General features: G+C 68.8%; 24 protein-coding genes and 2 tRNA genes. 16 read left to right on the plus strand and 10 right to left on the minus strand.

The features are described 5' to 3' along the window. Positions 1-5: 5 nt before the first annotated feature. The 9 genes from RC2_RS17810 to rpmH form a co-directional block, all read right to left on the minus strand. Positions 6-722: a hypothetical protein gene (locus RC2_RS17810; protein WP_068148519.1), complete on the minus strand. Its 717-nt coding sequence runs from the start codon at positions 720-722 to the stop codon at positions 6-8. Positions 723-933: 211 nt separating this feature from the next. Next, complete coding sequence (locus tag RC2_RS17815; protein ID WP_068148517.1) at positions 934-1,929, minus strand: ParB/RepB/Spo0J family partition protein; 996 nt, start codon at positions 1,927-1,929, stop codon at positions 934-936. Further along, on the minus strand, positions 1,926-2,936 hold the full coding sequence (locus RC2_RS17820; RefSeq protein ID WP_068148641.1) for a ParA family protein: 1,011 nt from the start codon (positions 2,934-2,936) through the stop codon (positions 1,926-1,928). Before RC2_RS17820 ends, RC2_RS17815 begins: the two co-directional genes overlap by 4 nt. A 52-nt stretch (positions 2,937-2,988) precedes the next feature. Then, positions 2,989-3,690 carry a 16S rRNA (guanine(527)-N(7))-methyltransferase RsmG gene (rsmG, locus tag RC2_RS17825; RefSeq protein ID WP_068148515.1) on the minus strand — a complete coding sequence of 234 codons (702 nt, stop codon included), beginning with the start codon at positions 3,688-3,690 and terminating at the stop codon, positions 2,989-2,991. A gap of 204 nt (positions 3,691-3,894) precedes the next feature. Then, positions 3,895-4,470: a Jag family protein gene (locus tag RC2_RS17830; RefSeq protein ID WP_082895514.1), complete on the minus strand. Its 576-nt coding sequence runs from the start codon at positions 4,468-4,470 to the stop codon at positions 3,895-3,897. Between the two features lie 71 nt (positions 4,471-4,541). Then, positions 4,542-5,636, minus strand: a complete 1,095-nt coding sequence (yidC, locus tag RC2_RS17835; RefSeq protein ID WP_068148512.1) for a membrane protein insertase YidC — start codon at positions 5,634-5,636, stop codon at positions 4,542-4,544. A gap of 4 nt (positions 5,637-5,640) precedes the next feature. Then, positions 5,641-5,991, minus strand: a complete 351-nt coding sequence (gene yidD, locus RC2_RS17840) for a membrane protein insertion efficiency factor YidD (RefSeq protein ID WP_068148509.1) — start codon at positions 5,989-5,991, stop codon at positions 5,641-5,643. Further along, positions 5,988-6,398, minus strand: a complete 411-nt coding sequence (rnpA, locus tag RC2_RS17845; RefSeq protein ID WP_072681725.1) for a ribonuclease P protein component — start codon at positions 6,396-6,398, stop codon at positions 5,988-5,990. Before rnpA ends, yidD begins: the two co-directional genes overlap by 4 nt. Before the next feature lie 53 nt (positions 6,399-6,451). Continuing rightward, positions 6,452-6,595: a 50S ribosomal protein L34 gene (rpmH, locus tag RC2_RS17850; RefSeq protein ID WP_068148504.1), complete on the minus strand. Its 144-nt coding sequence runs from the start codon at positions 6,593-6,595 to the stop codon at positions 6,452-6,454. Between the two features lie 575 nt (positions 6,596-7,170). Between rpmH and dnaA the strand changes: the two genes are divergently transcribed. From dnaA to RC2_RS17920, 14 genes are all read left to right on the plus strand, one after another. Further along, entirely contained in the window at positions 7,171-8,709 is a 1,539-nt protein-coding gene (gene dnaA / locus RC2_RS17855; RefSeq protein ID WP_068148632.1) for a chromosomal replication initiator protein DnaA, read from the plus strand. Positions 8,710-9,249: 540 nt separating this feature from the next. Then, the gene (dnaN, locus tag RC2_RS17860) at positions 9,250-10,434 is read left to right on the plus strand and encodes a DNA polymerase III subunit beta (protein WP_068152927.1); all 1,185 of its coding nucleotides are present in this window, start codon (positions 9,250-9,252) and stop codon (positions 10,432-10,434) included. Positions 10,435-10,505: 71 nt separating this feature from the next. Further along, positions 10,506-11,411 carry a phosphogluconate dehydrogenase (NAD(+)-dependent, decarboxylating) gene (gene gnd / locus RC2_RS17865; protein WP_068152924.1) on the plus strand — a complete coding sequence of 302 codons (906 nt, stop codon included), beginning with the start codon at positions 10,506-10,508 and terminating at the stop codon, positions 11,409-11,411. Beyond that, positions 11,412-12,719 carry a DNA replication/repair protein RecF gene (gene recF / locus RC2_RS17870; protein WP_068152921.1) on the plus strand — a complete coding sequence of 436 codons (1,308 nt, stop codon included), beginning with the start codon at positions 11,412-11,414 and terminating at the stop codon, positions 12,717-12,719. Beyond that, the gene (locus RC2_RS17875; RefSeq protein WP_068152917.1) at positions 12,716-13,243 is read left to right on the plus strand and encodes a DUF721 family protein; all 528 of its coding nucleotides are present in this window, start codon (positions 12,716-12,718) and stop codon (positions 13,241-13,243) included. The genes recF and RC2_RS17875 overlap by 4 nt, the downstream gene beginning before the upstream one ends. A 235-nt stretch (positions 13,244-13,478) precedes the next feature. Then, entirely contained in the window at positions 13,479-14,351 is an 873-nt protein-coding gene (locus RC2_RS17880) for a metal-dependent hydrolase (RefSeq protein ID WP_068152914.1), read from the plus strand. Next, positions 14,348-15,475, plus strand: a complete 1,128-nt coding sequence (locus RC2_RS17885; protein ID WP_245811183.1) for a PDR/VanB family oxidoreductase — start codon at positions 14,348-14,350, stop codon at positions 15,473-15,475. Before RC2_RS17880 ends, RC2_RS17885 begins: the two co-directional genes overlap by 4 nt. Positions 15,476-15,764: 289 nt before the next feature. Further along, entirely contained in the window at positions 15,765-17,804 is a 2,040-nt protein-coding gene (gyrB, locus tag RC2_RS17890; RefSeq protein ID WP_068152913.1) for a DNA topoisomerase (ATP-hydrolyzing) subunit B, read from the plus strand. Positions 17,805-17,888: 84 nt separating this feature from the next. Further along, positions 17,889-20,411, plus strand: a complete 2,523-nt coding sequence (gene gyrA / locus RC2_RS17895; protein ID WP_068152910.1) for a DNA gyrase subunit A — start codon at positions 17,889-17,891, stop codon at positions 20,409-20,411. A gap of 4 nt (positions 20,412-20,415) precedes the next feature. Continuing rightward, complete coding sequence (locus tag RC2_RS19025) at positions 20,416-21,369, plus strand: DUF3566 domain-containing protein (protein WP_072681727.1); 954 nt, start codon at positions 20,416-20,418, stop codon at positions 21,367-21,369. A gap of 107 nt (positions 21,370-21,476) precedes the next feature. Beyond that, positions 21,477-21,550 (plus strand) — tRNA-Ile (locus RC2_RS17905). Between the two features lie 123 nt (positions 21,551-21,673). After that, positions 21,674-21,746: transfer RNA gene (locus RC2_RS17910), tRNA-Ala, on the plus strand. A 125-nt stretch (positions 21,747-21,871) separates the two neighbouring features. Continuing rightward, positions 21,872-22,882 (plus strand): GGDEF domain-containing protein, encoded by a 1,011-nt coding sequence (locus RC2_RS17915; RefSeq protein WP_068152907.1) that lies wholly within the window; start codon positions 21,872-21,874, stop codon positions 22,880-22,882. Positions 22,883-23,010: 128 nt separating this feature from the next. Continuing rightward, positions 23,011-24,324, plus strand: coding sequence for an alpha/beta hydrolase (locus tag RC2_RS17920; protein ID WP_068152904.1), 1,314 nt, complete (start codon positions 23,011-23,013; stop codon positions 24,322-24,324). 28 nt (positions 24,325-24,352) lie between these two features. On the opposite strand, the gene RC2_RS17925 is transcribed toward RC2_RS17920, so the two are convergent. Continuing rightward, a complete protein-coding gene (locus RC2_RS17925; RefSeq protein ID WP_068152900.1) occupies positions 24,353-24,739 on the minus strand; it encodes a hypothetical protein in 387 nt (128 codons plus the stop codon). A 33-nt stretch (positions 24,740-24,772) separates the two neighbouring features. Between RC2_RS17925 and RC2_RS17930 the strand changes: the two genes are divergently transcribed. Together RC2_RS17930 and RC2_RS17935 are read left to right on the plus strand one after the other, a co-directional pair. Beyond that, complete coding sequence (locus tag RC2_RS17930) at positions 24,773-25,309, plus strand: peptidylprolyl isomerase (protein ID WP_082895754.1); 537 nt, start codon at positions 24,773-24,775, stop codon at positions 25,307-25,309. Further along, positions 25,309-26,190: a rhomboid family intramembrane serine protease gene (locus RC2_RS17935; RefSeq protein ID WP_072681728.1), complete on the plus strand. Its 882-nt coding sequence runs from the start codon at positions 25,309-25,311 to the stop codon at positions 26,188-26,190. Before RC2_RS17930 ends, RC2_RS17935 begins: the two co-directional genes overlap by 1 nt. Positions 26,191-26,210 lie beyond the last annotated feature (20 nt).

The following is a 26,210-nucleotide window of genomic DNA, read 5'->3' on the forward strand; positions in this document are numbered from 1 at the left end:
GCCGCTCACCGCGCGCCGACGGGCACCCGGGCGTCCTGCTCCACCACTGTGATCGCGGCGGCCTCGAGCAGGCGGTCCAGCGCGGCTTCCACGTCTTCTTTCCACCCGTGGTCCCGGTCGAGTTCGAGTCGAAGTCGGGGAAACCGGTGGTGCGGAGCGATGACCTCGAAACCGTACTTCTCGAGATAAGCCGCGTCGGTCATGCACGTGGCCGGACTGCAGGGCGCGGCGGACCGACCGTCGGGTACCACCACCGCGTCCTCGTCGGTGCGCCGCAACCCGAACGACTCGAGCGCGCGGACACCACGGTTGATCAGATCGCGGACCACCGCACCGAGCAGGGCGTCACGGACGTCGTCGGCGTGGCCGGCGTCGTCGATCGGCGGGGTGGAGAGCGATGTCAGGAGTACGGCGTCCGGACTGACAGGCGCGGTGGGGAAGTGGGTCACCCGAGGCACCGAGTCCGGCGGGGCGTACAACGCACACCCGATCGCATCCGACGACGCCGGTACCGCCGAGTCCGTGCCGCCCGTGGCCACCTGTCCGCACGGACCCCACTGGAGCATCAGCATGGACAGCCATGCTTCCTTCTCGAACTCCGGATCGAGTGCATCGACCACGACGTCGGCGGTCGGGTCCATCGTCCAGAAGGCGCACCGCCGATCGTGCGCCGGGAGCGCATCGAAGCCGCCGAGTGTGAGTGTGGAAACGACGATGGACACGCGTGGACTCACCCTCCGTACCCCGACGCGCGAAGCCGGCGGGCCTCGCACCGATGTGACGCACTTCAGAATAGGCGATGGTCGCCATTGTTCCGTGGACGGGCAGCCGAGCATCCGAATCCGTTGTGACACAACGTATTAGGCGCCGGGGGACGTCATAACGTCACAGTGACGAATCGACCTGGTGTCCCGGCACCGACGATTCCTGCGATCAGGACGACTTCTGACGTTCCATCATCTCCACGATCCGCTCGAGGTCGTCCACCGACCCGAACTCGACCACGATCTTGCCCTTGCGCTTGCCCAGACTCACGGTGACGCGCGTGTCGAAGGAGTTGGAGAGCCGCTCGGCCACGTCCTGCAGCCCCGGCATCTGGATCGGCTTACGGCGCGGCGCGGGAGCCGGCCCGGGCGGTCCCTCCCGATTGGCCAGCGTCACCGCTTCCTCGGTCGCGCGCACCGAGAGCCCCTCCGCCACGATGCGAGCCGCCAGTTCTTCCTGCGCGTCGGCCCCGGCCTCGAGGGACAGCAGTGCTCGCGCGTGACCGGCCGACAGAACGCCCGCCGCCACGCGACGCTGCACGGCGATGGGGAGCCGCAGCAGCCTGATCATGTTGGTGATCACCGGTCGCGACCGGCCCAGACGAGCCGCCAGCTGATCGTGAGTCACGTCGAACTCCTCGAGCAGTTGCTGGTACGCAGCAGCTTCTTCGAGAGGATTGAGTTGCACTCGATGGATGTTCTCGAGCAGCGCGTCCCGCAGCAGCGTGTCGTCGGCGGTGTCGCGCACGATGGCCGGAATCGCGGTCAATCCGGCTTCCTGGCCGGCACGCCAGCGGCGTTCGCCCATGACCAACTGGAACCGGCCCCCGCCGATGTCCCGCACCACGATGGGTTGCATCAATCCGAACTCGCGGATCGAGTGCACGAGTTCGTCCAGAGCCTCCTGCTCGAAGACGGTGCGGGGCTGCTTGGGGTTCGGTTCGATCGCGCTCGGCGGGATCTCACGATAGGTGGCGCCGGCGGGGGCGAGATCCTCCTCGGCGATCACCGCCGGGGGAGTGGGGGTCGGTGCCGACGCTGCCGTCGGGTCACCACCGATCACGACGTCCGCGGCCGCGGTTCCCAGCCCCGAACCCTGACCGGGGCCGGTCGGAATCAATGCCGCGAGACCTCGGCCCAGCCCACCCTTGCGCGTCTGGCTCATGCCTCGACCTCCCGACCGTCACTCGCCGCAGCGCGTGCTGCCATCTCACGTCCAGCATCCAGATACGACATCGCTCCCCGTGAACCCGGGTCGTAGTCGAGAACCGTCATTCCGTATCCCGGTGCCTCGGACACCTTCACACTGCGAGGGATCACCGACTTCAGAACGGCACTGCCGAAGTGACCACGGACCTCGTCGGCCACCTGATCGGCGAGCTTGGTCCGGCCGTCGTACATCGTGAGAATGACGGTGGACACGTGCAGAGCCGGATTCAGGTGGGCCTGGACCAACTCGATGTTGCGCAGGAGCTGCCCGACACCCTCGAGTGCGTAGTACTCGCACTGGATGGGAATCAGGACCTCCGAGGCCGCCACCATCGCGTTGACGGTGAGCAGTCCGAGCGACGGCGGGCAGTCGATGAGAACGAAGTCGATCCCGAGGCCGTCGAGCGCACTGTCGGCGAGAGCGGTCTTCAGGCGACCCTCCCGCGCGACCATCGACACGAGTTCGATCTCGGCACCGGCCAGATCGATCGTCGCCGGGATGCACATCAGACGGGGGTTCTTGGGATTGCGCTGGATGGCCTCCGACGCCGTGATCTCACCGAGCAACAACTCGTAGCTCGACGGCGTGCCCGAGGTGTGGTCGGCACCCAACGCCGTGGACGCGTTGCCCTGCGGGTCCAGATCGACGACCAGGACCGAGAGGCCCTGCAGGGCGAGGGCGGCGGCGAGATTGACGGCTGTCGTGGTCTTCCCGACGCCGCCCTTCTGGTTGGCGATCGTCAGGACGCGGCGGCGTGTCGGCTTCGGCAGCGAGACGCCCCCCGGATGCAGAACCTCACTCGCGCGCTGAGCGGCTGCGCCGATGGGGGTGTCGTCGGTGGTCATCGGCGAGTAGCCGTACGGATCGGCGGCACCGTCGGTACCACGCGTGCCCGACGACGTTTCACGTGAAACAGCTCGGGGTGTTTCACGTGAAACGTGGTTGGTCGGCTCACCCGACATGCAGGCTCCTTCATGGGTGTGATGACTGCGGGCGGACAAACCGCGCGCGCCGTCAGTTGCCGGCGGACCGCCGTGCGGGGCGGTGGCTCCGAGGCGCGCGCTCCGCACGCACCACGATAGTGGGTGTCGGTACGACTCCCCGACCACAGACCGCGACCTCCGGGTTCGCAGCCCCCAACCGCGTCAACGCAGTCCGGTCACGGTCGATCTCGTCCTGTGCCGTACTGCCCTTGAGGGCGATCATGACGCCACCCTCGTGGACGAGGGGGAGCGACCACCGCGCGAGCTTCTCCAACGGAGCCACGGCGCGGGAGGTCACGACGTCGGCTCCACCCGCTTCCTTCACGACGCCCGGTTGCTCGGCGCGACCGCGCACCACCGTGGCCGTGAGACCGAGAGCGTCGACGATCTCCGCGAGATACACGGACCGCCGCAGCAGCGGCTCGACGAGAAACACCGTGAGGTCGGGCCGCGCGATGGCAAGGGGTATCCCCGGCAGTCCGGCCCCGCTACCGACATCGACCACCGACGCACCGTCCGGCACGAGCTCGCCGACCACTGCACAGTTCAGCAGGTGCCGTTCCCACAGGCGCGGAACCTCACGAGGACCGATGAGCCCCCTCTCGACACCATCGGTGCTGAGGGAGGTCCAGTACCTCCGCGCGAGATCCGTGCGATCGCCGAACACCCGCTCGATGGCGTCGTGCACCCACTCCGCGGCGTCATCCGTGTTGTCGTGTTCCACGTGAAACATCCTCTCGCGCCGGGTCCAGCGGCGTGAAATCACACTGGTGTCATTCACCGTGCCGTCGTGCCGATGCGCACCGTCGCACTGTAATGGCAGAGCACGACATCGTCCGAACCGACGACGCCCCGACACGACGAACGGGGCGCGACCTCGGTCGCGCCCCGTCCTCGATCCCGCAGGATCCTGTCACTGCATGACAGCCGTCGTTCGTCACTCCTTGACGACGACCACCCGCCGCTGCGGCTCGGCACCCTCGCTCTCGCTGGTGACTCCGGAGACGGCCGCGACCGCGTCGTGCACGATCTTCCGCTCGAACGGGGTCATCGGATCGAGCGCCTCGCGGCCGCCGTCCCGAGCGACGCGCTCCGCCGCCGAGGTGCCCAACTCGGTCAGCTCCTGTCGGCGCGCAGCGCGCCACCCGGCGATGTCCAGCATGAGCTTGCTGCGCTCGCCCGTGCTCTGCTGCACGGCCAACCGAGTCAGCTCCTGGAGTGCGTCGAGCACCTCGCCCTTGCGTCCCACGAGCTTGGTGAGATCCTTGCCGCCGTCGATGGAGACCACGGCGCGATCACCCTCGACGTCCAGGTCGATGTCTCCGTCGAAATCGAGCACGTCGAGCAGTTGCTCGAGGTAGTCGCCGGCGATCTCGCCTTCCTCGACCAGATAGTCCTCACCGTCGTCGGCGTCGGACTCCACGACCGCAGCCGCGTCGATGGTCTCGTCGGTGGTGGGCTCGGCCGGGTCGGTCCGTGCATCGGTGGTCACAGTGGCAGCTTCCGTTCGCATCGTCGATCGGTTCGCGGACCGATCGGGCTGGGTGTGTCGGACTGGTGTGGGGGAGAGCCGATCAGCGCCGATCACCGACGTCGCTGATTCTTCGGCCGCACCTTCCCCGGCGGGGTCTTCTTCTTCTTCGGTGTGGTCGCACCACCCGTCCCGGACGGGGACGGCGAGGACGCTGCCGCGGAATCGCCGTCCGCCGACTCACCGTTCCCCGAGACGGCGGGACGGACCGGCTTGGCGCCGGGCGCCGGCTTCTTCTTGGTCAGCTCGGGCCGCGCACCGGGCTTGGGCGCGTTGTCGTTGCGACGCTCGATCGCGGCTTCCTTCGCCGCAGCCTCTTCCTTGTCGATCCGACCGAACACCAGGTGCTGCTGACCGTAGGTCCACATGTTGTTGCTGACCCAGTACAAGAGGATGGCCACCGGCAGGAACGGTCCACCGACGAGGACGCCCAGCGGGAACACGTAGAGCGCGAGCTTGTTCATGATCGCGGCCTGCGGGTTGGCGGCCGCCGCTTCCGACTGCCGGGCCACCGACGCGCGGGAGTTCAGGTGCGTGGCCACCGACGCGATGATCATGAGGGGCACGGACACCGCGACGATCGGCCACACGGACGGGATGCCGCCGAACGGCTCGAACGCGATGAGCACGGAATCGGGCGAGGTGATCGCCGCCGAGATCGGCGCACCGAACAGTCGAGCCGACAGGAACGACTGCACGTCGTCCACGCTGAAGAAGTAGTTCGGGGTGTTGGCGTTGACCTCGGGGCTCAGGCCCAGCTGTCCGATACCGGTGCCGGTGCGGTTGAAGGACCGCAACACATGGAACAGGCCGATGAACACCGGCGCCTGCGCCAGCACGGGGAGGCAACCCATGATCGGGTTGAAGCCGTGCTCCTTCTGCAGCTTCTGCATCTCGAGCGCGAGCTTCTGCCGGTCCTTGCCGTACTTCTTCTGCAGCGCCTTGATCTGTGGCTGCAGCTCCTGCATCTGGCGAGTGGTCCGCACCTGCTTCACGAACGGCTTGTACAGCAGCAATCGCAGTGTGAACACGAGGAACACCACCGACAGCGCCCAGGCGAAACCGGAGTCCGCGCCGAGGACGGCACCGAACACCTTGTGCCAGACCCAGAGGATTCCGGATACCGGGTAATAGATGAAGTCGAGCACGACTCTAGGTACTCCTTATGTTCGTTCCATCCACGTGCGGATGATCGGGACCGGACTCGTCGTCGCACCGCTCCGTGGCCGGCGCGGCACTCCGGCGCCGCCGTTCCGGCACCGGGTCCCACCCACCAGGGTGCCAGGGCGCGCACTTGAGCAGACGCACGATGCCGAGCACGGTACCGACCACCAGCCCACGCGTGCGCAGCGCCTCCACGGCGTACTCGCTGCACGTGGGGGTGAATCGGCACGTCGGCAGCCGCAGAGGCGAGACGTACGTGCGATAGAGCTCGATGATCGCGATCGCAGCACGGGCGGGGAACGACACCACGGCCCGGAGACGACGCGACGGAGTTGTCACCGGTCCGACGGCCCGCGGTCGGAACTCGGCACGGCGGTCGTCTCGTCGACCGCGCCGAGTCGTCGCAACGCGGACCGCAACTGGCGTTCGAGGTCCGGCGACGACGCGGTCGCGGCGCCGACCAATGCGCGCACGACGACGTCGGTGTCGGGATCGAGGCTCGCGACCATCGAAGCGCAGACATGACGAAGCCGGCGAGCGACTCGATGTCGAGTCACCGCCGGCCCCACTGCTTTGCTGACGACCAATCCCACGCGCGCGACACGCGGACCTCCCGGGTCCGGCCGCACATCGACGCGACGGGTGGACACGTGCACGACGATGTCGCGCCGTCCTACCCGACGACCGCCACGCGTCGTCGCCCGGAAATCGGACGAGCGATGCAGGCGGTGCTGCTCAGGCAACACCCGAGCCTCCGATCACCGCGCCAGAAGGATGCCTGTGCGTCCGCCGAGGCGAATCAGGCCGTGAGGGACGCGCGGCCCTTGGAGCGCCGAGCGGACACGATCGCGCGGCCGGCCCGAGTGCGCATGCGCAGACGGAAGCCGTGCACGCGTGCACGACGACGGTTGTTCGGCTGGAACGTCCGCTTGCCCTTGGCCACGGTGAAACTCCTCGATACGTCGACGCCCGCGTCGGGCATCGATGGTGTGCTGATGGTCGCGAGTTCGGTGAACTCGAGTTCGGGTGGTCACCCGCGCGGCCGCCGCGGCGGATTCGCATACCGCACATGTGCGCAGCAGGTGACCGTTCGAGGGTACTGACGGCGAGGAAGCGGGTCAAACCGCCGGCGACGAACCGGAATCGGACGGACCGGACCGTTCGCCTTGTTGGGCCTCGCTCGGGGTGCTAATTTCTCCCCCGGCAGGGGGAACCGGTCGGCCGCAGGGTCGGGCCGTCCACGGCAGCGGGGCCGGACGAGTGCGCTCGGCGCACCCGGTGTGGACGGCGTTTCTGCTGGTCGGGACCCGGTTCGTCGCCCTCGCGGCGATTTCGCGCAGGACCACGGCACACGCCACCGACGGCCTCGGGGCTACATCCGTGTCGTTCGTCCACAGCTGTGGATAATTATGTGGAAACACTGGTCGGGTGGCATATTCGCGGGTGTCGACGCCGGCTCGTACGGAGCTCGTGTCACTTCGGCCGCGGGTGATCCACGGCCCGATCGGGAGGGACATCGTGCAGGACGATCCGGACGTGTTGGCCGGAGTGTGGCCCGATGTCGTGGCCGAACTCACCGACGGCTCGGACCTCTCCGCGGCACTGTCACGGGCGCAGAAGGCCTGGTTGGCCCTGGTGCGCCCCATCACGCTCACGCAGGGGTTCGCCTTGCTCTCGGTCCCGTCCCCACTGGCGCAGGAGGCCGTCGAGCGGGGTCTGCGCGAGCCGATCCTCACGGCCCTGGGTCGACATCTGGACGTCCCCGTCGAGGGGCTCGGCGTGCGGCTCGCCCCGCCCTCGGACGACGAGGAGGACGACGAACCCGATCACAAGTACGAACCCGCCACCTCCGGCCCGGTGTATCGACGCCGGTTCTCCGGCGAGGCGACGTCGGGCGTGCCGTCGGACACCGAGGGCGGTGACCTCGAGGAGGTCGACGACGACCGGGATGCCGTCGCCGCCGTCCAGAACTCGTGGCCGACGTCCTACACCGCCCCACCGCGTACCAGCACGACGGCGTCGAGCGGGACCAGCCTGAACTCGAAGTACACGTTCGACACCTTCGTGATCGGGGCCTCGAACCGGTTCGCCCACGCCGCGGCCGTCGCCATCGCCGAGGCCCCCGCTCGGGCGTACAACCCGCTGTTCGTGTGGGGGTCGTCGGGACTGGGCAAGACCCACCTGCTGCACGCGGCCGGCCACTACGCGCAGCGTCTGTTCCCCGGGATGCGCGTGAAGTACGTGTCCACGGAGGAGTTCACCAACGACTTCATCAACAGCCTCCGGGACGACCGCAAGGTGGCGTTCAAGCGCCGCTATCGCGAGACGGACGTGCTGCTGGTCGACGACATCCAGTTCATCGAGGGCAAGGAAGGTATCCAGGAGGAGTTCTTCCACACCTTCAACACGCTGCACAACGCCAACAAGCAGATCGTCGTGTCGTCCGATCGGCCGCCGAAGCAGCTGGCCACCCTCGAGGAACGGCTGCGGACCCGCTTCGAGTGGGGCCTGATCACCGATGTCCAGCCCCCGGAACTCGAGACCCGCATCGCGATTCTGAGCAAGAAGGCGCAGATGGACCGGCTCGACGTGCCGCACGACGTCCTCGAGCTGATCGCCAGCCGGATCGAGCGCAACATCCGCGAGCTCGAGGGCGCGCTGATCCGGGTGACGGCCTTCGCGTCCCTCAACGGGCACACTCTCGACACCAAGCTCGCCGAGGTGGTGCTGCACGACCTCATCCCGGACGCCCCGGGAGTCGAGATCAACGCCGCCACGATCATGGCGGTGACCGCGGAATACTTCGACACCACGATCGAGGAGCTGTGCGGGCCCGGCAAGGCGCGAGCGATCGCCCAGGCCCGGCAGATCGCGATGTACCTGTGCCGAGAGCTCACCGACCTCTCCCTGCCGAAGATCGGCCAGACCTTCGGTCGAGACCACACCACGGTGATGTACGCCGACAAGAAGATCCGCAAGGAGATGACCGAGCGTCACCGGACCTACAACCAGGTCCAGGAACTCACCGCGCGCATCAAGCAACGCTCCACTCGATGACCCCGAGCGCCCCCCGGCCCCCGATCTCCGCCCCGCGGATCGATCGGGGGCCGTCGCCTTTCCCTCGACTCGACGTCGATACACACCTGTGGACAACCATGTGAATAACGTGGATTCCCCGGGGATGAAACGTGGAGTTCTCCAGAGCGCCACCGACCGTCCACACCCGAGCCGCCGGGGTCCCGATTCCACCCCCGGGTCGATCCTCGAGCCGCCACGCCGTGTCACCAGCACCGGACACCCTCGCTCCACAGGTTCCACAGGACCTATGACTGTTGCTTGTATTTCTTTCCAAGAACACTTCTTCTAAAACAGCGTGGGTACAGATCGATGCACACCCACCGACTCGCGTCGGGATTCCCGAGCATCGGACCGAGGCCCGACTTTCCAGCGAGCCGCCGAGCGCATAGCGTGTGCTGTGCCCACCGCCCCTTCAGCGGTGCCGTACCGACCCACCCGACCTCGTTCGGCCCGTCGCCGCTGTCAGCGGCCGGCCGTCGAGTGACGAGACCCGCGACGACCGAGAGGATCACCCGAGCGATGGAGCTGGGCACCGTGAAGTTTCGAGTCGCTCGAGACGATTTCTCCGATTCCGTCGCGTGGGTGGCTCGATCGCTTCCGTCCCGCCCGGCCGTTCCCGTGCTCGGTGGTGTGCTCCTGGCCGTCGACGATTCCGGCTTGACGGTCTCCGGTTTCGACTACGAGGTCTCCGCTCAGGTCCGCGTCCCGGTGGAGGTGGCCGGCAGCGGTCAGGTGCTCGTGTCGGGCAAGTTGCTCGCCGACATCACCCGGTCGCTCCCCGCGAAGCCCGTCGACGTCACGGTGGACGGCACCAAGGTGCTGATCACGTGCGGTAGCGCCAAGTTCTCCCTGCCGACGATGCCCGTCGAGGACTACCCGTCGCTGCCGGAGCTCCCGTCGCAGACCGGCACCCTGCCCGTCGACGTTTTCGCGCAGGCCATCTCCCAGGTGGCGGTGGCCGCGGGCAAGGACGACACCCTGCCGATGCTGACCGGCATCCGGATGGAGATCGACGGCGACGCCGTGGTCCTGGCCGCAACCGATCGTTTCCGTCTCGCGGTCCGCGAGCTCGAGTGGAGCCCGGCGGCCGCGGGCACCACCGCAGCCGTGCTCATTCCGGCGAAGACGCTGTCGGATTCCGCGAAAAGCATCGGCACGGGCGGGGATTCGGCCGTGCAGCTCGCCCTCGGATCGGCGTCGCACGTCGGTAACGACGGTCTGCTCGGCATCGTCGGCGACGGTCGACGCACCACGACGAGACTGCTCGACGCCGAGTTCCCCAAGTTCCGTCAGCTGCTGCCCGCCGAGCACACGGCCGTTGCCACGGTGCCGATCGCGCCGCTGCTCGACGCCATCAAGCGTGTCGCCCTGCTCGCCGAGCGCGGCGCTCAGGTTCGCCTCGAGTTCGCGTCGGATTCCGTGACGTTGTCCGCCGGCGGAGACGACGCCGGACGCGCCGAGGAGTCCATCGAAGCGCACTTCCAGGGCGAGCCGCTCACCATCGCCTTCAACCCCGGCTACCTGATCGACGGCCTCACGTCGTTGCACTCGGAGCGCGTGTCGTTCGGCTTCACCACCCCGAGCCGCCCCGCCGTGCTGCGTCCGGCCGGCGAGGACGAACTCACGGCCGACGAGAGCGGAACGTTCGCGGCGCCGAGCAGCGAGTACACGTATCTGCTGATGCCCGTGCGTCTTCCGGGCTGACCGGGGGCAGAACACACCCGAACGCGCCGGTCACCGGCGACCCGGGGTCACCACCTGAAAGGACACCACGGATGAAGATCGGTCTGATCGGACTCGGCAAGATGGGGTTCAACATGCGTGAGCGGCTGCGCCGCCACGACATCGAGGTCGTCGGGTACGACCCTCGGCCCGAGGTCACGGACGTGGCGTCCCTCGCCGCTCTCGCCGATGCGCTGCCGGCCCCGCGCATCGTGTGGGTCATGGTGCCGTCCGGACCGGTCACTCGGGACACCGTCTCCGAGCTCGCCGGAGTCCTGTCCGAGGGCGACCTGGTGATCGACGGCGGCAACTCCCGGTTCACCGACGACGCTGTGCACGGAAAGATGTTGTCCGAGAAGGGTATCGGCTACCTCGACGCCGGCGTCTCGGGCGGCGTGTGGGGTCTCGACAACGGCTACGGCCTCATGGTCGGCGGCGACGCCGGTGACGTCGAGCGCGCCATGCCGATCTTCGACGCGCTGCGTCCCGAGGGCGAGCGCGCCGACGGCTTCGTCCACGCGGGCCCGGTCGGTGCCGGTCACTACGCGAAGATGGTGCACAACGGCATCGAGTACGGCTTGATGCACGCGTACGCCGAGGGCTACGAGCTGCTCGCGGCCGAGGATCTCGTCGAGGACGTCACGGGTGTGGTCCGGGCGTGGACCAAGGGCACCGTGGTGCGCTCCTGGTTGCTCGATCTTCTGGTGAAGGCCCTCGAGGAGGATCCGGCGTTCTCCGAGATCTCCGGCTACACACAGGATTCCGGCGAGGGGCGATGGACCGTCGAGGAAGCCATCCGCCACTCGGTCCCGGCTCCGGTGATCTCGGCGGCACTCTTCGCGCGGTTCGCGTCCCGGCAGCAGGATTCACCGGCCATGAAGGCCGTGTCCGCCCTGCGGAACCAGTTCGGTGGCCACGCGGTGCAGCGCGCTCCGAACACCGAGACCACCGGTGCGTAGGTGTTCGTCCGTTCCGCCACGCTCGTCGATTTTCGCTCCTGGGAACGGCTTTCGCTGGAGCTGACCCCGGGGGCGACGGTTCTCGTCGGCCCCAACGGGCACGGTAAGACCAACGTCCTCGAGGCGCTCGGCTACGTCGCGACGTTGTCGTCGCACCGGGTCGCCACCGACGCGCCGCTGGTGCGCACCGGAGCGGAGCGAGCCCTGATTCGGGCGACCGTCGTGAACCACGATCGTGAGCTCACGGTGGATCTGGACATCGCGGGTGGGCGAGCCAACCGGGCACGGTTGGGCACCACGCCCGTGCGCCGACCGCGGGACATCCTCGGCGTGCTCAACACGGTGCTGTTCGCGCCGGAGGATCTGGCCATGGTCCGGGGTGAGCCGACCGAACGGCGACGCTACCTCGACGAGTTGATCGTGGCACGGTCGCCTCGAATGGCCGCTGTCCGAGCGGATTACGAGAAGGTGCTGCGTCAGCGTTCCGCACTCCTCAAGACCGGCGGCCACACCCTGCGGCGCGGTGCGGGATCCGAGGACGGTGCGTCGGCGATGGCGACGCTCGAGATATGGGACAGCAGCCTCGCGGCGTTCGGTGCCGAGATCGTGCTGCACCGGCTACGGGCCGCCCGCGACGTGGGACCCCATGTGTCGCAGTCGTATCGCGACATCGCACCCGCGTCCCGTCCGGCGTACGTGGCCTATCGCTCGTCCCTGGCCGAGTCGGCACCCCCGGAGATGTTCGATCTGTCCCGGCCCGAGGCGCCGGACGACGTCGACGTGCTCGAAGCGGCTTTCCTGCAGCAACTCTCGGTGGTCCGAACCCGCGAGATCGAGCGCGGCACGACCTTGGTGGGACCGCATCGGGACGACCTCGATCTGATCCTCGGCACGGATCCGGCGAAGGGATTCGCCAGTCACGGTGAGTCGTGGTCCTTCGCTCTGGCGCTCCGGCTCGGGGCGTTCGCGCTGTTGCGCACCGAGGGGAGTGATCCGGTGCTGCTCCTCGACGACGTCTTCGCCGAACTGGACCGAGCGCGTCGGACGGCTCTCGCCCGGGTCGCGGCCACGGCCGAGCAGGTCCTGGTGACCGCGGCGGTCGGCGAGGACGTCCCGGCGGAGCTCGACGCCGTCCGTGTCGACGTCCGCGCGCACGAGGTGACCGGCCCGGACGGAACGCCGGGTCGATCGTCGGTGGCGACTCGGCAGGGTTTCGGAGACTTCTCGGGTTCCGGGGACTCTCTCGGTTCCGGGGACGCTGTCGGTGAGCCCGTGCAGACTCGACGCGAGACCGAGGAGGATCGATGAGCGAGACACCGTCGGAGTCGCCGGCTCCGCGCGGGTCGGACATCGCCCGCCAGGCGCTCGAGGCCGCTCGCGCGGCCGCCAAGGCGAACGGAAAGGCCGTGGGCCACGGCCGGGCGTCGGTGGTGCGCCGGCGGCGCACGCGGACCTGGTCGTCGGCGCGTCCGGACGACCGTGACCCTCAGGCGCTGGGGGCGCTCGCGGCGTCGCTCGCGAAGTCGCGGGGGTGGTCGGCCAAGGTGGACGAGGGAACGGTCCTCGGCCGCTGGAAGTCGGTGGTCGGATCCGACATCGCCGCGCACGCGCAGCCGACGACGCTCCGGGACGGGGTGCTGGCCGTCACGGCGGAGTCGACGGCGTGGGCGACCCAGCTGCGGCTGATGCAGTCCCAGATTCTCGGTCGTATCGCCGCGGCCGTCGGACACGGCGTGGTCACCAGCCTGCGGATCACCGGTCCGGCTGCTCCGAGCTGGCGAAAAGGCGAGCGACACGTGTCGGGACGAGGCCCGCGTGACACCTATGGTTGATCGCCTGCGAGGGGCGAATCAACGATTCTGCGCACGAGCACAACGCGACGACGCGACGGCACTGACGAGGCTCAACAGCTGTTGATCCGTCCCGCGTCCGGTCTTACGGTCGGTTGTCGGGATGGTGTCGGACCGCGCGACCGTCGACGCGGACGCCGTACCGATCCGACCGGTGGTCGCGGACCGAATAACCGAATGGCCGTCGACTACCGCTCATCGGGGCAGAGGAGGAACAATGACATCGGTGACCGATGATCCGGGACCTGTGACGCTGACAGCGCGCGACGTGGAGTTCCGCTGGGACGACATGCGCATGCACTACATGGACGACAATGTCGTCTCCACGCACCTGATGAACGTGATGCACCTGTTCCTGCCGGAAGGCGAGGAATGGTTCGTGCGCGTGTTCACGGAGGCGCTGCCGATGATCCACGACGAGAAGCTGCGGCAGGACGTCATCGGATTCATCGGACAGGAAGCGATGCACGCCCAGGCCCACACCGGTATCCACGACTGGTTGCGGAGCAACGGACTCGATCCGACTCCGTACGTCCAGCACATGGAGTACCTGTTCCGGGTAGCGCTGGACAAGCGTCCCACCGACACCAAGAACAGTCTCGTCGAGCGGTTGTCCCTGATCGCGGCGATCGAGCATCTGACGTCGTTCCTCGGTCACTGGGTGCTCACCGAGCCGGCCCTCGACAAGGCCGACATCGACCCGATGATGCTGGACCTGGTTCGGTGGCACGGTGCGGAGGAGGTCGAACACCGGTCCGTGGCGTTCGACGTGCTGCAGTACTTCGACACCCGTCGGTGGCGCCGCGTGCGTACCTACATCATGGTGACGCCGTCGATCATCTCGATGTGGGGTCGTGGACTGAAGTTCATGATGGAGAACGATCCGACGCTCCCGCCGTCACAGCGCAAGGCGCGGATGCGGGACGTCTACCGCGTGATGGCGTCGGGGCTGTTCCCCAACTTCAAGGACATCGGCAAGGCGTCGTTGCGGTACTTCGCGAAGGACTTCCACCCCTCGCAGGAGAGCTCCACCGCGCTGGCCGTCGACTACCTCGCCAAGTCGCCCGCGGCGCGGGCCGCGGCACGGTGACGGGTCGCCGCCGCAAGGCCGCACGAGTTCTCGAGACGGTGCGGGGATATCGCGCGTCCCGCACCATTCCGACGGATCTCTTCGGCGGCGACGACCAGGACGAAGCGCTCGCACAGATCACCGATGGGCTCGACAAGGTGTTCGCGATGCTCGACCTGTCCGAGTACCGGGGCGTCGCGGCGCCCCCGGTGGTGCGTCGCCTGGACATGGAGCTGGTCGCTCGACGCACGGTGTGCGTCGACGAGAACGTCGTGGAGTTCACCTTCCGCCGCGTCGACGGCGAGGACGTTCCGGCGTGGCATCCGGGTTGCCACGTGGACGCGGAACTCCCCTCCGGTCGACGACGTCAGTACTCGCTGTGCGGTGATCCGCTCGAATCGGACGCGTACACGGTGGCCGTGCGGCTGATCCCGGACGGCGGCGGCGGCTCGCGGGAGATGCATTCTCTCGATGTCGGCGATCGCATCGTGATCACCGGTCCGCGCAACGCTTTTCCGTTCGTCGCCGCGGGGTCGGCGCTCTTCGTCGCGGGTGGTATCGGCATCACGGCGATCCTCCCGATGGTGCGTCGTGCCCGCGCGGTGGGCATGGACTGGCACCTCGTGCACACCGGCCGGTCCCGGCAGGCGACGCCGTATCTCGACGAGATCTCCACCTGGGAGCCGGAGCGCGTGACGGTCCGCAGCGACGACGTCGACGGCCTGCCGACTGCGGCCGATCTGCTGCGCCACGCCCCCGACGGTGGCTCGGTCTACACCTGCGGTCCGCCCGCGATGATGGATCTGGTGCGCCAGGGCATCTCCGAGACCGGTGCGACCCGACTGCATCTCGAGCGATTCTCACCGCCGCCGGTGGTGGCGGGCGAGCCGTTCCGCGTCACCCTCGCCCGGTCCGAGGAGACCGTGGAGGTGCCGGCGGACCGCACCGCGCTCGACGTGCTGCGTGAGCAGCGGCCGAGCATTCCCTACTCCTGCCGCCAGGGTTTCTGCGGAACGTGCCGCGTCCGTGTTCTCGCGGGAACGCCGGAGCACCGGGACCGGCGGCTGTCCCCCGCCGAGCGCGAGGACCACATGCTGATCTGTGTCTCGCGTGCCGAGGGAGACTCGCTGGTTCTCGATCTCTGATCGCCCGGCGTCGATCGCCACGCGTGCGCCCGGACACGGGGCGCAGCCCGTCGGACCCACGATCCGACCCGCGGAAGGCCGCGAACGTCCGTCTCTGTGGCACTGAGGCCGCGTTTCGCGCGCCAAGGTGCGCTCCCCGGGTGTCGATACCGGTAGGATGGACCGGTACAGACCACCGAGCGCGGCCCCGGCGTGGCGCCGCGCGCATTCGGTCGAGGTCCTCTGTTGCCGCCACCGAGCCTCGGTGCGCGCGGGGGAGCGGACGAGGCGAGAAGGAGAACAGCTGACCGTGGCTGACCGGAATTCGGGGAAGAGCGACAAACCCGGCGACAAGTCCAAGGAATACGACGCATCGTCGATCACCGTCCTCGAGGGACTCGAGGCGGTGCGCAAGCGCCCCGGCATGTACATCGGATCCACCGGTGAGCGCGGCTTGCACCACCTCATCTGGGAGGTCGTCGACAACTCCGTCGACGAGGCGATGGCCGGGCACGCCACCACCGTCGAGGTCACGCTTCTCGCCGACGGCGGCGTTCGGGTGGTCGACGACGGTCGCGGCATCCCCACCGGCATGCACGCGTCGGGCATTCCCACCATCGAGGTGGTCATGACCCAGCTGCACGCCGGCGGCAAGTTCGACTCCGACTCCTACGCGGTCTCCGGCGGTCTGCACGGTGTGGGTATCTCCGTCGTGAACGCGCTGTCGACGACCCTGCTGGCCGAGGTCGACAACGCCGGCCACCACTGGACGCAGACCTACGACCGGTCCGTTCCCGGCCCGTTGAAGAAGGGTGAGCCGACCGACCGCACGGGGACGTCGATCTCCTTCTGGCCGGACCCCGACATCTTCGAGACCACGGTCTTCAAGTTCGAGACGGTGGCGCGGCGTCTGCAGGAGATGGCCTTCCTCAACAAGGGACTGACCATCGTGCTCACCGACGAGCGCGCGTCCGACGCCGAGCGCATCGCCGACGAGACGGCGGACAACGAGCTCGCCGAGATGCCCAAGGCCGAGGGTGACGCGGACACCAAGGTCAAGACGAAGACCTACCACTACCCCGGTGGTCTCGAGGACTACGTCCGCTACATCAACAAGTCCAAGACGGCGCAGCATCCGTCGGTGATCGGCTTCGGGGCCAAGGGCACCGGTCACGAGCTCGAGATCGCGATGCAGTGGAACCAGACGTACACCGAGTCGGTCCACACCTTCGCCAACACCATCAACACGCACGAGGGCGGCACCCACGAAGAGGGATTCCGCACCGCGCTGACGACGGTGGTGAAGAAGTACGCGAAGGAGAAGAAGCTCGTCAAGGAGAAGGACGGCGACCTCAGCGGCGACGACATCCGCGAGGGTCTGGCCGCCATCATCTCCGTGAAGGTCGGCGAGCCGCAGTTCGAGGGGCAGACCAAGACGAAGCTCGGCAACACCGAGGTGAAGTCCTTCGTGCAGAAGGCAGCCGGCGAACATCTGACGCACTGGTTCGAGGCGAACCCCGCCGAGGCCAAGCTCATCGTGAGCAAGGCCGTCGCGTCCATGCAGGCCCGCACCGCGGCGCGACGAGCGCGAGATCTGGTGCGGCGCAAGAGCGCGACGGACATCGGCGGCCTGCCGGGCAAGCTGGCCGACTGCCGCTCGAACGATCCGAGCAAGTGCGAGATCTACATCGTGGAGGGCGACTCGGCCGGCGGCTCCGCCAAGTCCGGTCGCGACTCGATGTACCAGGCCATTCTTCCGTTGCGCGGCAAGATCATCAACGTCGAGAAGGCCCGCATCGACCGTGTCCTCAAGAACACCGAGGTCCAGTCGATCATCACGGCGTTCGGCACCGGCATCCACGACGAGTTCGACATCGCGAAGCTGCGCTATCACAAGATCGTGCTGATGGCCGACGCCGACGTCGACGGCCAGCACATCTCGACGTTGCTGCTCACCTTGCTGTTCCGCTTCATGCGCCCGCTCGTCGAGCACGGCTACGTCTACCTCGCGATGCCTCCGCTCTACAAGCTCAAGTGGCAGCGCGGCGCGGAGCCGGAGTTCGCGTACTCCGACCGCGAGCGCGACGGACTGCTCGAGGCGGGACTCGCCGCGGGCAAGAAGATCAACAAGGACGACGGTATCCAGCGCTACAAGGGTCTCGGCGAGATGAACGCCAAGGAGCTGTGGGAGACCACGATGGATCCGAGCGTGCGCGTGCTGCGGCAGGTCACGCTCGACGACGCCGCTGCCGCCGACGAGCTGTTCTCCATCCTCATGGGTGAGGACGTCGAGGCTCGCCGCAGTTTCATCACCCGTAATGCCAAGGACGTTCGTTTCCTCGACGTGTAGCGACCACCCGCGCCCGCGCCCGGTGGCCGTCCTCACGGACGGTCGCCCGAGGGGCGGGATGCGGTCTCGCACAAGGAGATCAGCATGACCGACACCACCCTCCCGCCGACCGGTGGGGACGGCCCCACCTCGGATCGCATCGAGCCTGTCGACATCCAGCAGGAGATGCAGAACAGCTACATCGACTACGCCATGAGCGTGATCGTCGGGCGCGCGCTGCCCGAGGTCCGTGACGGCCTCAAGCCCGTGCATCGCCGTGTGCTCTACGCGATGTTCGACAACGGCTACCGCCCGGACCGCGGATACGTGAAATCAGCACGGCCCGTGGCGGAGACGATGGGCAACTACCACCCGCACGGTGACAGCTCGATCTACGACACGTTGGTGCGCATGGCACAGCCGTGGTCGATGCGCTACCCGCTGGTCGACGGCCAGGGCAACTTCGGCTCGCGCGGCAACGACGGCCCGGCGGCCATGCGCTACACCGAATGTCGCCTCACGCCGCTCGCGATGCAGATGCTCGCGGACATCGAAGAGGAGACCGTCGACTTCGTCGCGAACTACGACGGTCGCACCCTCGAGCCGACGGTGCTGCCCAGCCGCTTCCCCAACCTGCTCGCCAACGGCAGCGGCGGCATCGCCGTCGGCATGGCGACCAACGTTCCGCCGCACAACCTTCGGGAACTCGCCGAGGGTGTGTACTGGACGCTCGACAACTACGACGCCCCCGAGGACGTGGCCCTCGAGGCCATGATCGAGCGCATCAAGGGCCCGGACTTCCCCACGCACGGGTTGATCGTCGGCTCGCAGGGCATCGAGGACGCGTACCGCACCGGCCGCGGGTCCATTCGCATGCGCGGTGTCGTCGACATCGAGGAGGGCGAGCGCGGCGGGACGCAGATCGTCATCACCGAGCTGCCCTACCAGGTCAACCCGGACAACATGATCGCCTCCATCGCCGAGCAGCTGAAAGACGGTCGTATCGCCGGCATCTCGGACATCGAGGACCAGTCCTCGGACCGCGTCGGCATGCGCATCGTCATCAAGCTGCGTCGTGACGCGGTGGCGAAGGTGGTGCTGAACAACCTCTACAAGCACAGCCAGCTGCAGACCAGCTTCGGCGCCAACATGCTCTCGATCGTCGACGGCGTGCCGCGCACCCTGCGCATCGACCAGATGATCCGGCTGTACGTCACCCACCAGCTCGACGTCATCGTCCGGCGCACGCGGTACCGGCTGCGCAAGGCCGAGGAACGCGCCCACATCCTGCGCGGCCTGGTCAAGGCACTCGACGCGCTCGACGAGGTCATCGCCCTCATCCGCCGGTCGGCCGACGCCGACGTCGCGCGGCAGGGCCTGATGGACCTGCTCGACGTCGACCAGATCCAGGCCGACGCCATCCTGGCGATGCAGCTACGCCGGTTGGCCGCCCTCGAGCGTCAGAAGATCGTCGACGACCTCGCCGCCATCGAACTCGAGATCGCCGACCTCAAGGACATCCTCGAGCGGCCGGAGCGCCAGCGCGAGATCGTCCGCAGCGAGCTCGCCGAGATCGTCGAGAAGCACGGTGACGATCGACGCACCCGCATCATCGCCAGCGACGGCGACGTCAGCGACGAGGACCTCATCGCGCGGGAGAACGTCGTCGTCACCATCACCGAGACGGGCTACGCCAAGCGCACCCGGACCGACCTGTACCGCTCGCAGAAGCGCGGCGGCAAGGGCGTACAGGGCGCCGGGCTCAAGCAGGACGACATCGTCAGCAAGTTCTTCGTCTGCTCGACGCACGACTGGATCCTGTTCTTCACCACCAAGGGCCGGGTCTACCGGGCCAAGGCGTACGAGCTGCCCGAGGCCAATCGCACGGCGCGCGGCCAGCACGTCGCGAACCTGCTGGCCTTCCAGCCCGACGAGCGCATCGCGCAGATCATCCAGATCAAGACGTACGACGACGCCCCGTACCTGGTGCTCGCCACCAAGGCCGGCCTGGTGAAGAAGTCCAAGCTGTCGGACTTCGATTCCAACCGGTCCGGCGGCATCGTCGCCGTCAACCTGCGTGGCGACGACGAGCTGGTGGGCGCGGTGCTGTGCAGCGCCGACGACGACCTGCTGCTCGTCTCCGCCCAGGGGCAGTCGATCCGCTTCTCGGCCACCGACGAGGTCCTGCGGCCGATGGGTCGCGCTACCTCCGGCGTGCAGGGCATGCGATTCAACGGCGAGGACCGGTTGCTCTCGCTGAACGTGGTCAAGGAGGGCACCTACCTGCTGGTCGCGACCTCCGGTGGCTACGCCAAGCGCACCGCCATGGAGGACTACCCGCCGCAGGGCCGCGGCGGCAAGGGCGTGCTGACCATCCAGTTCGACCCTCGTCGTGGCACGCTGGTGGGAGCGCTCATCGTGAACGACGACGACGAGCTCTACGCCATCACCTCGAGCGGCGGTGTCATCCGCACCGCGGCGAAGCAGGTTCGACGGGCCGGACGCCAGACCAAGGGCGTGCGTCTGATGAACCTCGGGGACGGCGACACCTTGTTGGCCATCGCACGCAACGCGGACGAGCCGGAGGATCTCCCCACGGGAGACACCGACGGATCGAAGGAGTCGTAGAACCGTGACCAGTCCCGACACGCCCGACACCGGCCGTTCTCCGCGGACCGACGCCGCGCCGACCGGTTCCGACGCCCCGCGCCCGCCCGCGCCGGCCGAGCGGTCCGGCTCGACGTCGGGCCGTCCGTCCGGGCCGCAACAGGGATCCGCGCAGCAGGGGTCCGCGACGCAGGGTTCGCGGCCGCAGGGTCCCAACCACCCCGCGCCCCAGCAGCAGGGACCCCAGCAGTCGGGTCCGCAGCAGTCGGGGCCGCAGCAGTCCAGTCAGCAGCGGCAGCCGCAGACGAACCTGTCGCAGCACCCGGGCGCGGGTCGTGCTCAGCCGACCGGTTCGGCTCCGACGGCTCCGCGTCCTCCGGCCGCCGGGGCGCGCGGACCGGCGGGTGCGCCTGCCGGTGGTTCTGGCGCGCAGGGTCGGCCCGATCGCGGCGCTGCGGCCGGCAAGGCCGCGGTGATCGACGGCCCGACGCGCAACATCGAGCGCAAGGACCTGCCGACGGACATGCCGGATCTGTCCACCGTTCGGCATCCCACGTCGGAGCCCGCCCGGACCGAACGGGTCGCCGCGGTGGCCCCTCCGCGTCCGGCGGCGGTACCCGGAGAACCGCTGCGCGCCACGGTGCAGGTACGCAAGCTCGACCCCTGGTCGATGTTGAAGCTGTCGCTGGTGATCTCGGTGTCGCTGTTCTTCGTGTGGATGGTGGCCGTCGGCCTGCTCTATCTCGTGCTCGACGGCATGGGCGTATGGGACCGGCTCAACAACGCGTTCTCCGACATCGTGGCCTCGTCCGGCGACGCCGGGCTGGTGTCGGCGGGTCAGATCTTCGGCTACGCAGCGGTGATCGGTCTGATCAACGTGGTGCTCTTCACGGCGTTGACCACCGTCGGGTCGTTCGTCTACAACCTGTCCTCCGACCTGGTCGGCGGACTGGAAGTGACTCTCGCAGACCGAGATTGACCCACCGTGCGGTCGGGGCCCGGAAGCGTTTTGGTCCTGGCCGCGCGGTGCGGTAATCTCGTGCCTCGGTTCGGAAAGTGCATCAGCGCTGTCTCGAGCCGATGTGCGGGCCTATAGCTCAGGCGGTTAGAGCGCTTCCCTGATAAGGAAGAGGTCGGAGGTTCAAGTCCTCCTAGGCCCACGAACGAGTGTGGAGGTCACCGATGAAGATCGTTCTCCCACTCGTGGTGGTCGCCACGGCGGCCGCGATTCGCGCCATCGTGCGCGAGAGTCGCGTCTGGCACTCGCTGCCGGACACCGAGACGGGGCCTTAGCTCAGTTGGTAGAGCGCTGCCTTTGCAAGGCAGATGTCAGGAGTTCGAATCTCCTAGGCTCCACTTCCCTCGTCGCCCGACACGCGTTCCGTCAGTCGACGTTCGCTCGGGATCTCACAGTCGGTTGACGACTATTCACCATGTCCGCGGTGTGACGTGATCACCCACCGTCCCCGATACTGGCTCTCGTGAACACAGCGCGACGCCTCGAAGCGTCCACCGCCCTGGTGGCGTACCTCGGTCTGACGTCGATTCTCTTCGTGGCCGGAGCGGTGGCCTTCTCCGGCACCACGTCCGGCACCGTCGTGATGATCGTCGTCGGTGTCGCGCAGTCCGTGGCCGCGGCCCTGGTCCACTTCGGCCCGCACCCCACTCCCACGCGCACCCTGGGCGTCGCCACGGGGGTCGCGGTGGCCGGTCTCTGGGCGGTGTTCCTGACGTCCGACGGCGCGGTCGCCTACCTCCTCCTGACCCAGGCGGCCATGCTCCTCGCGATGCAGCTGACCGGGTACTGGAGCGAGCGCGGTGGCTGGGTGTGGGTGGTCGTGCTCCTGGCGGGATGCGTCGTTGCCGCCGCGTTGTCCCCGTCCACCATGCCGGCCGTCGCGTACCTGCTCACCGCGCTGGGCATCGTCGCCGCGGCGGAGTTCTTCGGCAACCACAGTCGCCGCATGCGCCATTCCGCGAACCGGGATCCCCTCACCGGCCTGCTCAACCGGCAGGGACTCGAGGCGAGCGTGGAGAAGTTGTTGCCGACGTACGCCGCGCGCGGCCTGCCCGTCAGCATGGCCGTGCTGGACCTGGACAACTTCAAGACCGTCAACGACCGCTACGGACACATCGCGGGGGACGTGCTGCTCGAACGAGTGGCGGCGTCGTGGCGTGCGCGGTTGCGCAAGGGTGACGTGCTGGGCCGACTCGGCGGCGACGAGTTCGTGCTGTTCATGCCCGGCACCACCGAGCACGACGCCGCCGCACTCCTCGACGAGTTGCGGCTCGCTCATTCGGCGGAGTGGAGCGTCGGTCTGGTCTGCATGCCGACGGTGCGGCGCTGGTCGGAGATCTACAGGGCGGCCGATGCCGAGCTGTACCGCGCGAAGCGAGCGCGGGGGGCGGACCGATCGGAGCGGCCGGTGCCGCGGGCCGTCGTCGAGGATGCGGGCGCCCCTCTCGACGCGCATCGACGGCCGTCTGCCTGACCGCCCGATCGGCAGGATCCGACTGCCCGGGGACAACCCGGTTCCCCGGGGATGAACCGCCCGGGCCGTCGGCATCGTGCTGTCCACTGGACGCCCGGGGGTCGTCGAGACGGTGAGGTGGGGCAGTCATGTGGCAGGCACAGGACATGTGGCGGCGGGGGCGTGCCCTCGTGGTGGCGGCGGTGGGCCTCGACACGGTTCGCGATCGCCTGGCGACGACGACGCGCGTCGCCGGGTGGTCGGGAGCCGCCGCGACGGCGGCGTCCGCCGAGTCGACGACTCTGGCTCGCGGCTTCGAGGAGGCGGTGTCGGCGTTGCGCCGCGTCGAGGCCGTCGTCTCGGACGCGGGGGACGAACGCGCGTCGCTCGACCGGTGGGGTCCGCCGGATGCGGACGTCCTCGCCGAACTGGACGCACGCGTGGCCGGGGCACTGCGGTCCGTGGTGGCCGACGCCGACGGGTCGTCGGCCCGGACGACCGACGCGGGTCACGCGGTCGATGCCGCCGACGTGCTCGATGCGGTCCTGCGCGCGAGGCTGGTCACCGATCGGGAATCGCTGCGCGCCGTCGAGCGGGACCTCGCCGCCGAGGTCGACGGGTCGGTGTTCGGTGGGCTGTTCACCGATGCCGACGCCGGGCTGGTCGAGACGCGCGACCGAATGGCCGCGCTGGACGCGACGCTCGCCGTGCTGGCGCTGCCCGGACGCCGACTCGTGCACTACGAGCAGGGGCCGCACCGGACCACGGTGGCGGTCGCCGTGGGACCGGTCGGATCGGCGCAGCGCGTTGCCGTTTTCGTCCCGGGTGCCGGGACGACGGTGGACGGTGATCTGGCCGAGCGCGACGCCGAGACCGCCGGCATCGTGGCGGACGCCGGGCGCCGCGCCGACACCGCGGTCGCCGGCATCACATGGCTGGGTTACGAGGCGCCGGCCTGGAACGCCGAGCTCGTCGATCCTGCTCGTTCGGTGGCCGGTCTCGGTCCGGCACACGCCGGCGCGGCCGCGCTGGCGGATGCCCTGCGGGCACTGGACCTGCCCCGGCACGACGCCGACGACGGTCCCCGCGTGTCGATCGTCGCGCACTCGTACGGGACGGTGCTGGCGGCGGAGGCTCTCCGCGCGGGCGGAACGGCGGATGCCGTCGCTCTCCTCGGGTCTCCCGGATGGAACGACCCGCCGCTCGACGCCCCCGCTCCCTTCGTGCTCGAAGCGGCGACGGATCCGGTGGCGGATCTCGGCCGATTCGGCACCGATCCGAGCGAACTCCCCGAGGCGACCGTCCTGGCGACGGACGGCGCCGTCGGACACTCCGCCTATCTCGACGAGGGCAGCGTGTCCGCGTCCAACGTCGCGGCCGTCGTGGCGGGAACGGAGGTGCTCCGGGGTTCGCGATCGACCGACGTCGCCGACGTTCTGCGATTCCTGGTGCGGCTGTGGTGAGGGACGGAGCCCGTCGTGGACTCGGGTCCTACGCCTGCGGCTGCGGTGACGGGCGCGACCCGTTCACGGGCGTGTCCAGACGCGGCGGTTCGGCGGCCGGGGGCGGCAGCTCCGTGCGCCGCGACCGCGCCGCGGCGAGTGCTCCGGCGGCCGCGGCGGCAACCAGGCCGAGCACCCCGATGCGCAGGACGCGCGATCGACCCGACCGGCGCCGTCGTGCGGGCCGCGGTGCGCGGACCGGTGTCGACACGCCACCGTCCTCGCGTGCACGAGCGCGGCGTGCCCGCAGAACCTGAACGCCCTTGCGGGTCACCACGAATCCGGTGGCCGCCGGGCCCTTCGCCAGGGTGGTCGCCGTCTCGCGGGCGATCCCCAGGGCCTTCTTCGCCGTCGCACGATCCGGTGCAGTCGTCATGCCTTCACCTTCGCACATCGGACGCCTGGCACGATGGACGACGTGACTTCACCTCTTCAGACCCAGACAGCGACGCTGCACACCAACCGCGGCGACATCCAGATCGCGCTCTTCGGCAACCATGCGCCGAAGACCGTCGAGAACTTCGTCGGGCTCGCGCAGGGCACCAAGGAGTACACCACCAAGAACGCCGCCGGCACGTCGGAGGGCCCGTTCTACGACGGCGCCATCTTCCACCGTGTCATCGCCGGTTTCATGCTGCAGGGTGGCGACCCCACCGGCACCGGCACCGGCGGTCCGGGCTACAAGTTCGGCGACGAGTTCCATCCGGAACTGTCCTTCGATCGCCCGTACCTGCTGGCGATGGCGAACGCCGGCCCCGGCACCAACGGGTCGCAGTTCTTCATCACCGTCGGGCCGACCCCGCACCTGAACCGTCGCCACTCGATCTTCGGTGAGGTCGTCGATCCGGCGTCCCAGAAGGTCGTGGACGAGATCGCCGCGACGCCCACGGGCCGCGGCGACCGCCCGGTCGACGACGTCGTCATCGAGCGCGTCACCATCTCCTGATGACCACACCTGGCTGGGGCGGTGCTCCGATGCCGCCCCAGCCGGGCTGTGTCCGCCACCCGAACGTTCCCACCGGGCTGTCCTGCACGCGCTGCGGGCGTCCGGCGTGTCCGCAGTGCCTGCGCTCCGCGTCCGTGGGGCAGCACTGCGTCGACTGCGTGGCAGCCGCCGAGGGCGCCGTGCCGCAGGCCCGCACCGTCGCCGGAGGGACTCTGCGCGCCGCCGTCGCGACTCCTGTCGTGACGTACACGATGATGGCGATCAACGTGGTCGTCTACGCCCTCACCGCCGCGCAGGCGGGCGGCGTCGGCAATCAGGCGAGCAGCCTGTTCCGGTCGTTCGCACTGGTGCCGATCCTGGTCGCCGATGGTGACTACGCGCGGGTGCTCGGCAGCGGCTTCCTGCACTCGGGCATCGTGCACCTCGCCGTCAACATGTTCGCGCTGTACGTCATCGGTCGGGACTGCGAGGCCGTCCTCGGCCGCGCTCGCTACCTCGCGGTCTACGGGGTGTCCCTGCTCGGCGGGGCCGCGGCCGTGATGTGGCTGGCATCGCCCGTGTCGGCCACCGTCGGCGCCTCGGGGGCGGTGTTCGGACTGTTGGGCGCCCAGGCCGTGATCCTCGTGCGGCTGCGTCGGAGTCCGACGCCCGTGCTCGCCGTCATCGGCCTGAACGTCGTGCTGTCGATCGCCATCCCCGGCATCTCGCTGTGGGGACATCTGGGCGGTCTCGCCGCGGGAGCGGCCGCCACCGCGGCCGTCCTCTTCCTGCGCGGCGGTGACCCCGCGCGGACTCGGGTGCTCGGATGGATCGGCGTGGGCGCGATCGGGCTGCTGACCGTCCTCGCGATCGTGGTGCGCGCCGGCGTGCTGCTCGGCTGAGCGCCCCCGATTCCTGCCGC

This window comes from Rhodococcoides corynebacterioides NBRC 14404, from assembly GCF_001894765.1.
GTDB classification, from domain to species: Bacteria; Actinomycetota; Actinomycetes; order Mycobacteriales; family Mycobacteriaceae; genus Rhodococcoides; species Rhodococcoides corynebacterioides.